This window comes from Chloroflexota bacterium (assembly GCA_016219275.1).
Classification (GTDB): Bacteria; Chloroflexota; Anaerolineae; order UBA4142; family UBA4142; genus JACRBM01.
The window spans coordinates 264,161-279,902 of record JACRBM010000040.1 but is presented as its reverse complement, the minus strand read 5'-3'; the positions used below and the strand labels follow the sequence as shown (position 1 = coordinate 279,902).

Below are 15,742 nucleotides of genomic sequence, written 5' to 3'. Positions count from 1 at the left end.
CTAGCTCGATAGTGCGATAGTTGGCTAGTTCAACTATCGCACTGTTGCACTATCTCACTATTCAACTTACCACAGAGAGGTGGCAATGAACTTTGAAGTCCTGATCGCGTCGTCCATTGATGGATTGACGCTCGGATTCGTCTTCGGCTTGATGGCGATGGGATTGACGCTGATCTTCGGCGTGATGAAAGTGATCAACCTCGGTCACGGACCCTTCATCGTGATGGGTATGTTCGCCGTCCTGGTGCTGAGCCAAAACCTGGGTATCAATCCCTATCTCGCTCTGCCGATTGTCATCGTGCTGGGACTCGTAACCGGTGTCGTCACGTACTTTGTCGCGGTGCATCGCGTCATCAACGCGCCGGAATTGACGACCTTGCTCGCAACGTTCTCGGTGAATATGATGCTCATCGGCGCGTTGACGATCATTTTCTCCACCAGCCCGCGCGGTCTCTCGCTTGAACTCCCCGCCTTTCGCGCTGGCACAATCACGGTGCTCGGCACGCGCGTCGTCGCCGTGTTGATCGCCCTCCTCGTTACCGGCGCACTCTACGCCTTCCTCTATCGCACGCACATCGGCAAATCCATCCGCGCGGTGGCGAACAATCGCTCCGCCGCCGAGTTGATGGGCATCAATTCGACTTGGGCGCTGGCGTTGAGTTTCGGCATCGGCACCGTGTTGGCGATGGTATCCGGCGCTCTGCTCGCGACGCTCTTTGGATTCACCGTTCTCTCCGGCGGCGGACTCGAAACCAAAAGTTTTGTCATCGTCGTCCTGGGTGGATTGGGCAATCCGACCGGCGCATTGCTCGGTGGTATCGTTATCGGTTTGCTCGAAAGTATCACCACGATTTTCATGCCCGTGAGTTACGTGCCTGTGTTCGAATTCGTCGTGTTCATTTTGATCCTGTTGTTCCGTCCGAACGGTCTGTTGGGAGCGCGCTAGATGAAATCGCTAACCAATCCCTCACTCTGGATCATCTGGTTCGTCGTCTTGGGTGTGGCGCTCATGCCGGTCTTCGGCAACTTGCCGGCGCTGCGCGAAGAACTCTTTGTGCTTCTCATGCTCGTGACGCTTGCCTCCAGCGTCAATATCATTATGGGCTACACCGGCTATGTGAGTTTCGGTCACATTGTTTTCTTCGGCATCGGGGGATACACCGCGTTCTATCTGATCCAGACCTTGCAATTCAACTTTGTGCTCGCCGCGCTCATCGGCGGCGGCATCGCGAGTTTGATCGCGTTTCTGATCGGAATGCCGGTGTTGCGTTTGCGCGGCGCGTACTTTGCGCTCGCGACGATTGGCATCAACGAAGCATTTCGCACGCTCGTCACCAACGTGGACGCGCTGGGCGGTGCGGTGGGCATGCTCTTGCAATTCTCGGTGTACGATGCCTACGGTGGAGCCAAGAGCGCATCGCAACTAGCGTACTATGGCATCATCTTGGTGGCGCTGTTGACGATCACCGCGAGTTTCGTCATCAAGAAATCCAAATTCGGGTTGAGTCTGATGGCGATCCGCGAAGACCAGGATACCGCGATGGTGCTGGGCATTGACCCGGCGCGCGCCAAAGTAATGACGTACACCATCTCGGCGTTTTTCCCCGCGCTCGCCGGCGCGCTCTTTTTCTTCAAGAACGGCAACATCGAACCGGGACCCGCGTTCGAATTGCATCGTTCGATTGAAGCGCTGGTGATGGTGATGCTGGGTGGGTTCGGCACCGTGACCGGTCCCATCGTCGGCGCATTCGTCTACGAACGCTTGCGCGGATTCTTGATCACCGATCCCATTTTTAGCAACGCGCACCTGGTTATCTCGGGTCTGTTATTGCTCATCATCGTCCTGTTCGTAACCGCCGGGGTTGTTGGTTGGTTGCGTCAACGCATTCCAACCTTGCGGAGGTTCCTCGAATGACTACCGTCCCCTCGGAAATTCTCAAAGTCGAAGATGTCAGCCGACGCTTTGGCGGTTTGCTCGCGTTGGACAAGGTAAATTTCACGATCCAGCAAGGCGAAATCCTGGGTCTGATCGGTCCGAACGGCGCGGGCAAGACGACGATGTTCAACGCGATCAACGGCGTGTTTGCGCCGACGAGCGGCAAGGTGATTTTTCGCGGCGAAGATGTGACCGGCTTGCCGCCGTTCAAACTCGCCAAGCGCGGTCTCTCGCGCACGCATCAAATCGTGCGCCCGCTCGCCGAATTGACCGTGCACGAGAACGTGACAATTGGCGCGTGCTTCGGTCGCGAAAATCTTTCGCTCGGCGCGGCGGCGCACGTCGCCGATCAGGTGCTCGGATCGGTTGGGCTGACCGACCGACGCGATATGCTCGCGAGCAAACTCAACGTCGCGCAAAAGAAACGGCTCGAACTCGCGCGCGCGCTCGCGCAGAAACCGATTCTGCTCCTGCTCGACGAGGTGCTTGCCGGTCTGAATCCGCAAGAAGTTGCGGGCATGGTCGAAGTGATTCGCAATGTTCGCAAGCAAGGCGTAACGATCCTGATGATCGAACACTTGATGCATGCGGTCATGAATCTTTCCGACCGTGTGGTCGTGCTCGTCTACGGCGCAAAAGTCGCGGAAGGCACCCCGGCTGAAGTGTCCAACAATCCGCAAGTGATCGAAGCGTACCTGGGTGATCCCAAAATCGCGGAACGTTTCTTGGAGGGCGCAGGATGAGTACACTTGAAGTCAAGGACGTCCAAGCCGGTTACGGCGAAGTACAAATCCTGTGGGGCGTCTCGCTCCGTTTAGAGCAGGGTAAGTTGACGACGCTCGTCGGCTCGAACGGGAGCGGCAAGACGACCCTGTTGCGCGCGGTGATGGGGCTGGTGCCGGCGTGGAAAGGGAGCGTCGTCTACGATGGACGCGATGTGACGCACCTTTCGCCGCACGAAAAAGTGCAATCGGGTTTGGTGCTCGTGCCCGAAGGGCGGCAACTATTCACCGATATGTCCGTGCTCGAAAATCTCGAAATGGGCGCGACTCCCAATAGCGCGCGCGGCGAGTATCAGAAAAATCTCGACTGGGTATTTGAACTATTGCCGCGCATGAAAGAACGCCGTACGCAAATCGCCGGCACGCTTTCCGGCGGCGAGCAACAAATGCTCGCGATTGCGCGCGGCTTGATGAGCCAGCCCAAAGTACTGATGTTCGACGAATTGTCGCTCGGCTTGTCGCCGCTGTTGGTGATGAATCTGTTCGAAGTAATTCAGAAACTCAAGGGGCAAGGTTACACGATGCTCCTCGTCGAGCAGAACGTGCAGATGGCGCTCGCGGTCAGCGATTACGCGTACGTGATGAACAACGGGCGCGTCGAAACCGAGGGCGAAGCGAAAAAGGTACGCCAGATGGAAAGTGTCCGCAAAGCGTACCTGGGATTGTGACAGGACGAAAAACCCGAAGGGTCTCCCAGACCCTTCGGGTTTTTGTTTGCGTTCATTCTATAGCGCGTTGCGCGGCAAGCAGTTGTTGCGGCGTCGCCGTGCCGGTCGTACCGATTTGTCGAATCGTCACCGACGCGACGAGGTTACCGATGTACGCCGCGTCGCGCACGTTTGCGCCGGCGCAGATTGCCGCGGTGAATCCGGCGAGCACACTATCGCCCGCGCCAACCGTGTCAATCGGTTCGGAAACTGGGATTGCCGGGATTTGCGCGCATCCCAGGTCATCGAAAACAAAGATGCCATTTGCGCCGGCGGTGATGTACGCGATTCGATTCGTGCGACGATGCAATTCCGCGCCGCACGCCTCAATGCTCTCCAACCCCGTCGCGCGTTTCGCCTCGCCCAGATTCGCTTGCACGATCACGTTGCGAAATTCACCGCACCGCGCGCGCGATTCGACGACGACGATTTTCGATTCAGCGACCCGCGCGATTTCTTCACGCACGCGTGTCGTCACGATTCCGCCAACGTCTTCGTGAACCTGGTCAACGATAACGATGCCATTCACACGCGGCACGCGAAGCGTTTCGCATACGCGCGCGATGAGATCATTTTCGATCTTAGGCGCGAGCGCAACGCGATTCTTGATGTCGAGCCGATTCAGTTCAATTCTGTCGCGCAGGGGCTTGGTGTACGTCGGCGTGACGCGTTCACGCGAGACAATCAGCGGCGCAATGTCCACGCCGGTTTCCCGGAGCGCGCGTTGCAATTCATAGCCGTTGCCGTCATCGCCGATTACGCCGAGCGCGATGACGTTGACGCCGAGCGCGCGCAAATTCGACGTGACCGTGCCCGCCGCGCCGGGATGCGCGCGCGTTTGCACGACCTGGTGCGCCTCCAGTCCGGTCTCCAGCGAAATCTCCGCGAGCGACGAATCAATCTCCAGATAGTAGTCGAGAAAATAATCGCCGAGGACGAGGAGTGTGAGCGCGGGAAATCGCGCGAGTAGGTTTTCAAGTTCGGAGATGTTCATTGTGTCAAAAAATTGGACGCGGATGAGCGCGGATAAAAAATAAAAATCCGCGTCCATCCGCGTTCATCCGCGTCCCATTCCAACTTGCCGATGTAATGCCGGGAGCGTCGCCCGGTGCTCGCCGCGCACATAGAAACTTTCGCCGCCGTCGGCGACGGTGCGAACCAAGATCGTTTTGTACGGGCGGAAATAGTACGCCGCTTGGTCTTTCGACGCTTCGTGATGCGCGTCGCCGCCGAGGTCTTGCAGATCGAACACGGCGGTCGTAAATTCGTTGATGCGTTCGCCATGTTGCTGCGCGACATTGCGCGCCATCGCGAGCGCCTTCAAGTACACTTCGGGTCCCATCACCGCCGTGCCGAAATTCAGCATCACACCGCCTTGCAATTGCGTGATCGCGTTCGTGTAAATCAAAAAATCGCGATACGATGCTTCGCCGATTGCCGCGCCGTCGCAATTCGCGTGCTCGTGCGTGATGTCGTAACCGATGCTGATGTGAACGGTAACCGGTACGCGCAAACGATAACCCGCCGCGAGAATGCTCGCGTCGCGATGCGGAAATTTTTCCTCTTCGATCACGCGCCCGACCGCTTCGCCGTAACCTAGGTTTTCGCGATTGCCCGCCGCGACAATGTCGTTGATGCGCGCGGTCTCGCGCCACAACCCGAATTGTCCCTCGCGAATGTACCGCGCGACACTCTCCGTCGTTGCGCCGATGAGCGCGAGTTCGTAATCGTGAATCACGCCCGCGCCGTTCAACGCGACGAGTGTAACGATCCCGCGCTCCATCCAGTCAATTACAAAGCGCGACAAGCCGGTCTTGATGACGTGCGCACCCATCATCAAAATCACCGGACGATGGCTGGCGCGCGCGCGAATCATCCGTTCCGCAATTTGCGCGAGTTGCGGATCGTCGCACGGCGGCGTTTGCGCGTCGAGCGCAAGCACTTCGGCAAGTTGCATGTCGTGCACGCGATCGGCGAGCGGAAGCACGCGCAATCGGCTGCGGTCAAACATTAGATATGGCATTCTAACCTCAAGCGCATAAACCACAGACCCTGGCACTTGCGTTCCCGCCAGGGCAAGTGTTGCACGGATTTCACGGATAAAAACAAAATCTGTGGAATCTATGGTTGTCTTTTATCAAACAACTCAGGAGTACCACAAATACTCAATCAACGCGGCGCGGTCGCAAAAGTCCGGCGCGATCACATCCGCGCCGGCTTGAACCAGCACCGCGCGTTTTTGCGGATGGATGCCCGCACGTTTTTCTTCGTCGGTTGCCAAGCCAATCGCGACGCCGCCAACGGCTTTGGTGTCCGCGATTTCCGGCGCGCCGTCGCCAAACGTCACGAGTTCGCCCGGTTGCAAAGCGTGTTGCGCGACCAGTTTGCCGATGACGATTTTCTTGGAATGATTTTTGTAGTCCGCGTGCGCGCCAAAGATGCCGGCAAAGTACGGCGCGATACCGAGCAATGCCGCTTCATCGCGCACGAAATTTTCGCCGGTGCCGGAGACGATATAACACGTGATGCCTCGTGCGGCGAGGGCTTGCAAGAATTCCAACGTACCTGGGATGAGCCAATCGGCGGGCGTGTTCGCGCCGGATTCTATCGCGATAATCCGCGCATTGACGCGCGCGACGAGTTGCTCGGAAAAGTTTTGCAGGTACGCTTGCGGCGTGTCCGGCGCGCCGCCGCGTTTCTCAACTTCTTCTGCCAGGCGAATCATTTGATAGATCGTTTGTTGACCCGACGTGCTGTAAATCAAATCGGTGATGAACCCATCGAGCGCGGCGGCGTCTTCGTGGCGCGGAGTTCGACTCAATTCATCGAACATGAGCGCGTGCATGATTTGGGTCCAGCCACTTCGCAAGAGCGAGAGCGTACCGTCAAAATCGAAAATCGCGACGCGAATAGGCGCGCGCGCGGATCGGTTGTTAATGATTTCCATTGTTTGTGTTCAGTATCCAGTATTCAGTGTTCAGATGACAAAGGCGCGAAGCACGCTGTCGCGTCTCGCACCTTCCGGTCAATCATAAATCAAAAATCGAAATTCGGCAATTCTTCTAGCCCTTGAGCGAGCCGGCGAGCAAACCGCGCATAAAGTAGCGCCCCAGGAAGATAAAGATCAGCATCGTCGGCAGCGCGGCGAGTAGCGACCCAGCCATTTGCACGTTCCACTCGACGATGTAACTGCCGGCAAGATTGTTCAACGCGACGGTGATCGGTTGCACCGCCGGGCGGCTCGTGATGATGACGCCGAACAAAAAGTCATTCCACACCGATTGGAATTGCCAGATCATTACGACGACAAAACCGGGGAGCGAAAGTGGGAACATGATGTGCCAGTAAATTCCCAGGATGCCCGCGCCATCCATCCCCGCCGCTTCGATCAGTTCCGAAGGCACCGTCGCGTAATAGTTGCGAAAGATCAGTGTGGTGATCGGAATGCCGTACACGGTGTGCACGAAAATCAAACCGGGGATCGTGCCGTACAGCCCCATCTTTTGCACCAATAGCACGAGCGGAATCAAAATGCTTTGGTACGGAATGAACATCCCAAACAGCAAGAGCATGAACAGCGTATTCGATCCTTTGAATTTCCACTTGGATAAGACGTAGCCGTTCATCGAACCCAGCATCGCGGAAAAGATCGTCGCCGGAATGGCGAGTTGGATGCTGTTCCAAAAATTATCGCCCAAGCCGCGAAACCCTTCCGCCGGACTGCCGAACCAGGCTTTGGCAAAACTGTCAAAGGCGAATGCGCGCGGCAAGTCCCACATCGAGTGCAGACTGACTTCGGTATATCCCTTCATCCCGGTAATGAGCAGGACGTACACCGGCAAAAGATAAAAGACCGCGAACGCGATCAGGATGAGATAAATGATCGCGCGCGGCAAGTGCGACGCCAAACTTTTTTGACGAGCGGGATTTTGCGCGGTCATACTTCTGCCTCCGTGTGCGTGCTGTAGATGAGATATGGCACGATCAACACCGCGACCGAAATGAGGAGAATCGTCGCGATGCCCGCGCCTTGTGCGAAATTGTTGCCGCGAAAAGTCGTGTCCCACATAAAGAACGCGGGCACGTCGGACGAAAATCCCGGACCAGGACCGGTCATCGAAACAACCAGGTCGAAAATTTTCAGCGACATGTGTCCCAGGATGATAACCGCGCCGAGCGTGATCGGTTGCAAGAGCGGCAGGATGATGTGGCGGTACACTTGAACTTCGGTCGCGCCATCCACGCGCGCGGCTTCGCGCAAATCTTCCGAAATGCCGCGCATCCCGGCAAGATACATCGCCATCACATAGCCGGACATTTGCCAGGTCGCCGCGATCACCACGGCTTTGATGCCAATGTTCGGATCGGTGTACCAACCGTTCTTGAGAAAATCGAGACCGACTTTTTCAAACAACAGGTTGACACCGGTGCTACCCAACTGCACACTTCCCGGGTTCAACAGCCAGCGCCACACCACGCCGGTCACGATGTACGAAATCGCGAGCGGAAAAAGAAAGACACTGCGAAATAATCCTTCAAAACGAATGCGCTGGTCGAGCAAGACTGCGAGCATAAATCCCAGCATCAGGCAAGCAATGAGGAAGAGAATCGTAAAGACAACCGTGTTGCCGAGATCAATTTGAAAGCGCGTGGTATCGAAAAGTTTTTCATAGTTGCGCCAGCCGACGAGCGAAAAATCCGGCAAGAGTGCGTCCCATTTCGTGAACGACGCGAACGTGGTAAAGCCGATAAAGCCGTACACGAAAACCGCGATCGCAATGACGGAGGGCGCGATCAGCACGAACGCCAAGAGTCGGTCGGTCTTGAGCCAACCTTTCGATTTGCGCGGCGCGGCAATGCTTGCTTGAGCCATAGACATCTCCATTGCCTCACCCCACTCCCCCCAACCCCCTCTCCCCTCTCCTGTTTTACCGCGTCGTTAATGACGTGGCAAAACAGGAGAGGGGAGAGGGGACGCGCGAAGCGCGGGGGTGAGGGTTGAGGCGGGCTTACAGTTACATCTCCCGATTTTAAGAGCGAGGCAGTCTGCGCGACTGCCTCGCTATACTCTACGAGCGGAAACGAACTATTTGCAGACGCCGGCGTCTTTGCAGTTTTGCGCCAACGCGGCTTGCGTCTTGGCAACATCGCCGCTGGTCACGAACAATGCCATCGTGTCCTTGTACGCGGTTGCCCATTTTTCGAATGCGGCAGCGCCATGCACAACGCTCGGCACCAGGGCGTTCGATTGCCAATCCTTACCGGCGGATTGGAGATACGCGTTGAACAAGGATTGATCGCAGTCGGTGCGCGCGCAGATCGAACCCTTCTTGGGATTGAAGGCTTCCTGACCGGCTTTCGAACCGGCGACCTTGATCCAGTTCTTGGCGTTGTCGGTATTCTTCACACCCTTGGGCATCGCGAACGAGTCAGACAGTGCGTCGAAGATACCGCTGTTGCCGGGAGCGGGCGCCCAGCCATAATCCGTGAATTTCTTGGAGGTGAACCAGCCGTCTTGCCAGTCACCCATGATTTGCATGCCGCCCTTGCCATTGAGCAAGTACTCACCCGCGCCATCCCAGGTCAGCGCGGCGTGATCGGTGTTGGTGTAGGACAGCATCTTTTTGTAATTGTTCAATGCTTCGGTGACTTTGGGATCGGTCCACGCGGTCTTGCCCGTCCACAGACCGCGATAGCCATCCGCGCCGAGCGTGCCGATCAAGACGGTCTCAAAGACGTGACCGGATTCCCAGCCCTCTTTGTCGCCCATCACGAATGGGACGATGCCTTTGGCTTTGAGCGCGTCGGCGACCTTGAAGAAATCGTCAAACGTCTTGGGCGCTTCGAGTTTGTTGTCGGTGAAAACTTTTTTGCTGTACCACATGACATTCGCGCGGTGAATGTTCACCGGCACCGACCAATAGTGATCCTGGTATTTGAGCAAGGTCAAGAGGTCTTTCGGAAAGACCTTGTCCCAGCCCTCGGATGCAAAGATGTCGTCCAATGGTTGAAGGTATTTGTCGGGAGTGTAGGTTGCGACTTCGAGGCCGGCGTGAACTTGGAACGAATCCGGCGGATCGCCGCCGAACAGACGCGTCGTCATCACCGCTTTGGCGTTCGTGCCCGCGCCGCCGGCGACGGTCGCGTTGACGATCTCGACACTGGGATATTGTTTCTTGTACGCGGCGAACATGCCATTCAAGCCGTCGGCTTCACCACCGGCAGTCCACCACGAGAACATTTCGAGCTTGCCGCCACCAGCCGGCTTGGGCATGTCCGTTGGTTTTGCCGCGGGTGCGGCGGTGGGGGGAACTGCGGTCGGCGCGGGTGCGCACGCGACGGCAAGCGCAAGAACGATCAATGCCAGGCAGACCATCATCGCCCAGCGAATGTTACGAGACATTTCTCTCCTCCTTGAGTTTGATTTTACGGGTTCACATTCATCTTGTCAGCGACCGGTTACTTGACTTGGCTCAACATCACCTCCTGGATTAGGATGATCTACGGAAAAGGGTATCGCAATATCTCATCGAGTACTATCGCCGCCGCGCCAATCACACACGCCTCCGAGCCGAATACCGAGGTTTCGATTTTGAGCGATTCGTGCGGTTGCTTGAGCGCGTTCTCGCGCACCGTCGTTTCGATGATCGGGGTGAGGATGTTACTTGCCCGCGCGAGCGCGCCACCCAGCACGATCAATTCGGGATTGAACGCGTTGACGAGATTCGCAATGCCAACTCCCAACCATTGCGCGACCTCTTCCAACGTGGCGCGCGCGAGCGGATCGTTGGCATTGGCGGCTTGCAACACAACGTCGAAAGTAATATCGTCCAACCGGTTGTCCACCAGTTCGCGGATCGCGCTGCGCTTGCCGTTGCTCCGCAACGCCGTGCGAATGCGGCGAATCACCACGCGCGGACTAACGAGTGATTCCCAGCACCCGCGTCTGCCACAGCCGCAGATTTCGCCGTTCGGGTCGAACGACATGTGTCCGACTTCGCCGGCGTAGCCGCGGTTGCCGCGAAACAATTTGCCGCCCAGGATCACACCCGCGCCGATGCCCACATCCGCGGTCAAAAAAATAAAATCGTTGACCTGGCGCGCGATGCCGAAATAGTACTCGCCGAGCGCCGACGCGTTGGCGTCGTTTTCGACAAAGACGGGCATCCCGAAGCGTTTGACAAAGATCTCGCGAAAGGGCACCTCGGACCATCCCAGGTTTGGCGCGAACGCGATCGTGCCCTGTTGCAGATTGACCAAGCCGGGCACGCCGACGCCGATACCCAGCGGGCGCGATTTGCGCCGCCGCGCTTGCGCGAGCGCCTCTTGAATCAGGTCGCCCGCGCGTTTGATAATCGCCGATTGCTTGAGCGTTGAGTCTATCGCAACTCGTTTGCGCCAGATGGGCTTGGCGACAAAATCGGCAAGCATGATCGAGATGAAATCCACGCCCAGTTGTACGCCAATCGCGCACGCGCCATCCGGACTGAGTTCGAGCAACAAGCCCGGGCGACCGAGTTTGTCTTTCTGAAATTCGGTTTCGCGCACCAACCCATCGCGGACGAGCGCGCTGACGATGCTTGAGACCGTGCTGCGATTCAAGCCGGTGCGACTCGAAATCGCCGCACGGGAGAGAGGAGCATTCAGTCGCAAGCAATCCAAAATAATGGCGGTGTTCAAACGCCGCACCAGCATCTGGTCGCCGGTTTTAGGAAGACGGAGTTGGTTATTCACTTTGTTTGGACGCCCAACAAACTAATGCGAGTATCACACAAATTGGATGCTTTGTCAAGACGGAATTTTTGTTCTTGGGCGCGGCGTGCCCACAAAAAAACGCCACCACCGAAAGGTGGCGGCGCGCGAATTTTTTCGCGCAAAGGATCTAGGGACTGGGTTTGCGCCCGCGCTCGCTTAGCCATGCGATGATGCTCGCCCCTGCCCCGACGAGCGCGAACAGCACGACGACGCTCACGCGCGCGTCGTTCGCGTGCGCGTCAAACTGGGACAACGTGACCGCCGTCGGCGCGGACAGATCGAAGACCGCGACCATGGGATCGTGATCGCTCCACCGCGTCACAAACTCGGCATTGACGTGAACCACGTCTACGCGTTGGCGACGAGAAGCGAGCGCCGACGTCACGAGAATATGCTCCAACGCCTGCGAGTTGCCTTGATAAATGTACGAGTAGCGTTCGTTCTGCGCCAAGACCTCGAGCATATCGCTCATCATGCCGCTGTTCTTGATCGTCGTCAGCGGCGTCGAAAATTCGAAATCATTCAAGTCACCCAGGACGACGACGCGCGCGTTCGCATCAATCGCCAGAATGTTCAAAACGAAATCGCGCACGACGGTTGCCTGTTGCACGCGTTGCGATTCCGAAGTGAGTGTGGGCGGCTGCGTGTATCCGTACAGCGGCATGTCGCCGCCTTTCGAATTCCAGTGATTGGCAATGACAAAGAGCGTCGCGCCGCCGAACGTGAATTCGCCGGCGAGCGGCTTGCGGCTCGCGCTGAACGCCGCGTTACTAGGATCAATGCGTCCTGGGCTGTACGACAACTGCGGCACACCGCCCACATTATTGACGGTCGTTGTGGCGGTCGAAGTGCCGCCCGCGCGATCTACGAACGCCAAGCCGCGATCGGTGCGGAACAGAAAACCTTGGCGAATGTTGCCGCCAGGTTCGCCGCCATCTTGATCGTCCACCGGATTGATATCGCGATACTGGTACGTCGGACCTCCGGCAGTCGCAATCGCGTTGATGAGCGTGCTCCACGTTGTGTTAGCAGTCACGACCGCATCATTCGTCGCGCCGTTGTTGTCTTGCACTTCTTCGACCGCGATGATATCCGGTGATCTCAGATTCGTGACGATGAGCGCGGCGAGTCCGGCGAATTTTGCCGCGCCATCGTTCGGGTCGAGGTTCTCGACGTTGAACGTCGCGATGGAAAACTGACTGCCGGTTTGCGCGGTCGTCGTCTCTTGCGCCAATCCGCCGGACACCAGCGTAGGCAGCGTCGTGACTTGGAGTTTGTAATTGTCAAAGTTATAGTCTATCACGCCGACAACCGTCGCAAAACTATCGCCCACGTTCGCGACCGGCAAAGGTGACACACCGGTAATGAGATCGTTCAAGATGATGCGTTCGGGATTATAGTCGCTCGAGCGAATGACGATGCCGCCGCGCGTGGTGCGGATGCTCGCGCTCGCGCCGTTGTCGCCGATGACCGGAATCTCGCGGTTGGGTGTCGTCCCAGTGTATTCTACGCGCGGTCCAACGACCACCGCGTTATTGATCTGCACGCGCATCCCTTCGAGCGATTCGTAAAAGTCAATGCCATCCGTCGCAACGTCGAACGTGCCGCTGGACTCGATATTCCCGGTGCCATCATCATTGATTACGGTCGTCGGCGGCACGCGTCCGCCACTGCCGATAACGATCGCGGCAGGAAGCGTGTTGCCGGTCGAAAGCGTCGTGACACTCGGCGAGGTGATCTCGGTCAACGTGAGTCCGTTCGCGCCGGCGCGGTACTCGGTCACCGTGCCGTTGACCAACACACTTGCGCCCACGCTGACAGTCGGCGCGGACGAGGTGAAAACAAAAATACCTTCCGACGTTGCATCGTTCGCGTCGGGCGTATCGTCTTGCATGTAAAAACCGGTCGCGCGCAATGCGGTCACGATGCCGGGGATGTTCGTCACAGCAGTGCCGTTCAAAGGCGAGATGTGCACCGAACCTTGAATGTCGCGAATGCGCGTGGTGATGACGACATCGTCGTTGTTGATCGTGCCAGTGCCTTGACCATCGGCGAGCGTCGCGCCGACGACACTCGTCACATTGACGAAAAAGGTTTCATTCGATTCAGCCGTGGTGTCACCGTTGACCATCACACTAAACGTGTAACTGGAACTGCCTGACGGAATCGTTTGACCGGTCAACGTTCGCGCCACATAGTCATTGTTCGCGGTCGTCGCCGTGTTGTCTGCCGTAGCAAGGTCGAACGTGACGCCGCCCGCGCCCGCCGGCGCGGAGAGACTGACGGTAAAAGTCGCGGTCGTCGTTCCGCTATTCCCTTCGGTCACGGTGACGTCGTTGATCGAGAGAGTAATGCCGCCCGAACAAACGTTTGATGCTGAAGAAGAGTTGCGCGCAACGAGAGCCACGCCGCTCAAGACATTGAAATCGCTATTATTGTTATCGGTCTCCTGACAACCGTTCGATTTCCGCACACCGCCTTGTTGATTAGTCAATGCGGTATTGTTGTTGATCGTTGCTCCGCCTTCAGCGTTGTTTGCCGCGCCATACGAAACCAGGTCAACAATGTTGGCATTCGGAAGAGCACAAGGAGTTGCTGTCGCACCACATCCAAGTGCTGAGGTAATGCTGGCTAATGCGACCTTGCCACTTGCTTGAGACATACTCAAGTTGGTGGTAATTAGGTCAGGTGTTACGGGCAGATTGGCACCCGATGAGCCGGCAGAACCCAACTGGACCAACAAATACCGCCCGGGTTGGATGGTTGTGCCGGCCGGAAAGGCATAGATATTGGACGAACTACTACCAAAGTTTCCCGTCGCCGAACCGTACTGAAGGGACCAGCCGGTCAGTGAAGCCGCTGATGTCCCTAGATTGAATAACTCTACATAGTCATACAAATAATAGCCCGAGCCGCCACCACCACCGTACACTTGGCTGATGACAATGTTCGTTGACAAGGCTTGGGTTTCACTTGGCGTTGAGCCAGCAATTCCGAGCACAATGCCGGCGACAAGTACAAACAGCGCCTGTCGCACTGTCCACCTGGGCAACGTTCGCGTTCTCATTGAAATTCTCCTCGAGTCAAAGTTTATGAATTTGCGAAAATGGTTGCATCACAAGAGAACAAGTTGACCGAGTCCAACGAGCAAATAAAAAACCGTGTCACGCTTGCGCGTGAGCACGGTCGGTTACGCCATTCGCTCCTCTCGACCCTCTGGCGTCCACGATGACCGAGTCGAGCCTCAATGCATCCGTTATTCGACAATCATTATAGGTTGGTCAAGACAGATTGTCAAAAATTCTTAGAATCAGCGCAAGAAATTTTCTGTGTGTTTCCGCGCGATTCAGTGGCGAAAAAAGAAAGGCGCAATTTCAAACTCCAATGCGATTGGGATTGCCCAATCGCATTGCGCGCACCGTCGCGAATAAGAACAGCAGAATCGCAATCACATTGAACATCCCTGCCCACATCCGCGCCTCGCGCAAATCCAACAGATCGGCGATGACACGAACGACGAGCGATACGTGAAGCAAAACCAGATGAAGATAGAACGTCGGCGTGTACGGAATCGCGCGATTCAATATCGCCGGGAAAATGATCGGCGCGTGACCGAAAATCATCGAGAACACATAGCCGAGCAGAACCGCGTGCAACAGCGCGTCACCCTGCCACCCACTCCCCACGCCGAACACGACACGCAACGCGCCGCCGATGCCTAGCCACACGTACCCAACGAGCAAGCAGACCGCGATGAATCGCGTCAAGCCAGTTTGCTTGATCGTCTTCTGCGCGATGTCGTAGCGCAAGAGCCACAACGCAATCGCGAGAAAACCCGCGCCCGCGACGCGCGCGCTGAGTTCAACCCAGTCGCTCGGCAGAATCCATCCCGCGCTCAGATTCAAGACCAGACCCGCAAGCAACAGCGCGGCAGAAACAACGTACAGATTTTTCGCGCGCGTGTCGAGTCGCATCAGACGCGCCAGTTCGAGCCGTTCGCCCAGAATCGTCAGCACGAGAAACGCCATCCACCACAGCGCGACGCGCCACAGCGGATACTCGGCGAACCACATTACGTTGCCGACCAGCCACACGAGCGCGGCGATTGCCATCGTCAGCGTGTCGCGTCCGGCGTAACGCCGCACGATGACGCCAAAGATGATGACGAGACCGAGACTGCCGAGCGTGAGCAGTGCGATGCCCAGTTGAGGCGCGAGTCCGGAAATCGTCACAAGCGCGCCGATGCCGCTCAACATTGGCGCGAGCCAATAACGGCGCTGATTCAGCGCGACCGCGCGCTCGATGTTGATGACCGTGCCGAAAAATCCGGAGATCATCAACGGACCGTGCAATTGCGCGAGCGAAGGCGCGAGTTCGGGGAATTTCCAATCGAGACGCAACAAGCCCGCCCACATTGCCGCGAGCAACGCGAACATCCCCAGCGCGAGAACCGGGAGACGCGAAAATTTCATAGTGCCACCTCAAACATCGAATTGCGCGATCAAGCGCGCCTGGCACAGCGTAGCGTACGCGGAACATTCGCGCAAGGACAAATGTCACTC

Annotated in this window: 13 protein-coding genes and 1 riboswitch; of the genes, 4 read left to right on the top strand and 9 right to left on the bottom strand. The window is 57.1% G+C overall.

The window, feature by feature from the left end; all coding sequences use genetic code 11:
• The first annotated feature begins 85 nt into the window (after positions 1-85).
• Genes HY868_10395 through HY868_10380 form a run of 4 tightly spaced genes read left to right on the top strand, consistent with a single transcriptional unit; the run spans position 86 to position 3,386 of the window.
• On the top strand, positions 86-946 hold the full coding sequence (locus HY868_10395; GenBank protein MBI5302538.1) for a branched-chain amino acid ABC transporter permease: 861 nt from the start codon (positions 86-88) through the stop codon (positions 944-946).
• Complete coding sequence (locus tag HY868_10390) at positions 947-1,915, top strand: branched-chain amino acid ABC transporter permease (protein MBI5302537.1); 969 nt, start codon at positions 947-949, stop codon at positions 1,913-1,915.
• Positions 1,912-2,679 carry an ABC transporter ATP-binding protein gene (locus HY868_10385; protein MBI5302536.1) on the top strand — a complete coding sequence of 256 codons (768 nt, stop codon included), beginning with the start codon at positions 1,912-1,914 and terminating at the stop codon, positions 2,677-2,679. Before HY868_10390 ends, HY868_10385 begins: the two co-directional genes overlap by 4 nt.
• The gene (locus HY868_10380) at positions 2,676-3,386 is read left to right on the top strand and encodes an ABC transporter ATP-binding protein (protein ID MBI5302535.1); all 711 of its coding nucleotides are present in this window, start codon (positions 2,676-2,678) and stop codon (positions 3,384-3,386) included. The genes HY868_10385 and HY868_10380 overlap by 4 nt, the downstream gene beginning before the upstream one ends.
• 52 nt (positions 3,387-3,438) lie before the next feature.
• On the opposite strand, the gene HY868_10375 is transcribed toward HY868_10380, so the two are convergent.
• The 9 genes from HY868_10375 to HY868_10335 all read right to left on the bottom strand — a co-directional run bounded on the left by HY868_10375 (position 3,439) and on the right by HY868_10335 (position 15,652).
• Positions 3,439-4,476, bottom strand: a complete 1,038-nt coding sequence (locus tag HY868_10375; GenBank protein MBI5302534.1) for a carbohydrate kinase — start codon at positions 4,474-4,476, stop codon at positions 3,439-3,441.
• A 6-nt stretch (positions 4,477-4,482) separates the two neighbouring features.
• Positions 4,483-5,448: a hypothetical protein gene (locus tag HY868_10370; GenBank protein ID MBI5302533.1), complete on the bottom strand. Its 966-nt coding sequence runs from the start codon at positions 5,446-5,448 to the stop codon at positions 4,483-4,485.
• 123 nt (positions 5,449-5,571) lie between these two features.
• A complete protein-coding gene (locus HY868_10365) occupies positions 5,572-6,372 on the bottom strand; it encodes an HAD family hydrolase (GenBank protein ID MBI5302532.1) in 801 nt (266 codons plus the stop codon).
• 115 nt (positions 6,373-6,487) lie between these two features.
• Positions 6,488-7,366 (bottom strand): carbohydrate ABC transporter permease, encoded by an 879-nt coding sequence (locus HY868_10360; GenBank protein MBI5302531.1) that lies wholly within the window; start codon positions 7,364-7,366, stop codon positions 6,488-6,490.
• A complete protein-coding gene (locus HY868_10355; protein ID MBI5302530.1) occupies positions 7,363-8,304 on the bottom strand; it encodes a sugar ABC transporter permease in 942 nt (313 codons plus the stop codon). Before HY868_10355 ends, HY868_10360 begins: the two co-directional genes overlap by 4 nt.
• A gap of 207 nt (positions 8,305-8,511) precedes the next feature.
• Positions 8,512-9,699, bottom strand: coding sequence for an extracellular solute-binding protein (locus tag HY868_10350; GenBank protein MBI5302529.1), 1,188 nt, complete (start codon positions 9,697-9,699; stop codon positions 8,512-8,514).
• Between the two features lie 227 nt (positions 9,700-9,926).
• Entirely contained in the window at positions 9,927-11,159 is a 1,233-nt protein-coding gene (locus HY868_10345; protein MBI5302528.1) for an ROK family transcriptional regulator, read from the bottom strand.
• A gap of 148 nt (positions 11,160-11,307) precedes the next feature.
• Positions 11,308-14,247 (bottom strand): lamin tail domain-containing protein, encoded by a 2,940-nt coding sequence (locus tag HY868_10340; GenBank protein ID MBI5302527.1) that lies wholly within the window; start codon positions 14,245-14,247, stop codon positions 11,308-11,310.
• Positions 14,248-14,355: 108 nt separating this feature from the next.
• Positions 14,356-14,444, bottom strand: a riboswitch (cyclic di-GMP riboswitch).
• A gap of 110 nt (positions 14,445-14,554) precedes the next feature.
• Positions 14,555-15,652 (bottom strand): hypothetical protein, encoded by a 1,098-nt coding sequence (locus tag HY868_10335; protein ID MBI5302526.1) that lies wholly within the window; start codon positions 15,650-15,652, stop codon positions 14,555-14,557.
• Between the last annotated feature and the right edge of the window lie 90 nt (positions 15,653-15,742).

Bases quoted from the DNA above. Each gene is read 5' to 3' on its own strand.
- HY868_10360 (MBI5302531.1), bottom strand. From the start codon at position 7,366: ATGACCGCGCAAAATCCCGCTCGTCAAAAAAGTTTGGCGTCGCACTTG.
- HY868_10395 (MBI5302538.1), top strand. From the start codon at position 86: ATGAACTTTGAAGTCCTGATCGCGTCGTCCATTGATGGATTGACGCTC.
- HY868_10335 (MBI5302526.1), bottom strand. From the start codon at position 15,652: ATGAAATTTTCGCGTCTCCCGGTTCTCGCGCTGGGGATGTTCGCGTTG.
- HY868_10365 (MBI5302532.1), bottom strand. From the start codon at position 6,372: ATGGAAATCATTAACAACCGATCCGCGCGCGCGCCTATTCGCGTCGCG.
- HY868_10355 (MBI5302530.1), bottom strand. From the start codon at position 8,304: ATGTCTATGGCTCAAGCAAGCATTGCCGCGCCGCGCAAATCGAAAGGT.
- HY868_10380 (MBI5302535.1), top strand. From the start codon at position 2,676: ATGAGTACACTTGAAGTCAAGGACGTCCAAGCCGGTTACGGCGAAGTA.
- HY868_10340 (MBI5302527.1), bottom strand. From the start codon at position 14,247: ATGAGAACGCGAACGTTGCCCAGGTGGACAGTGCGACAGGCGCTGTTT.
- HY868_10350 (MBI5302529.1), bottom strand. From the start codon at position 9,699: ATGCCCAAGCCGGCTGGTGGCGGCAAGCTCGAAATGTTCTCGTGGTGG.
- HY868_10370 (MBI5302533.1), bottom strand. From the start codon at position 5,448: ATGCCATATCTAATGTTTGACCGCAGCCGATTGCGCGTGCTTCCGCTC.
- HY868_10390 (MBI5302537.1), top strand. From the start codon at position 947: ATGAAATCGCTAACCAATCCCTCACTCTGGATCATCTGGTTCGTCGTC.
- HY868_10375 (MBI5302534.1), bottom strand. From the start codon at position 4,476: ATGGACGCGGATTTTTATTTTTTATCCGCGCTCATCCGCGTCCAATTT.
- HY868_10385 (MBI5302536.1), top strand. From the start codon at position 1,912: ATGACTACCGTCCCCTCGGAAATTCTCAAAGTCGAAGATGTCAGCCGA.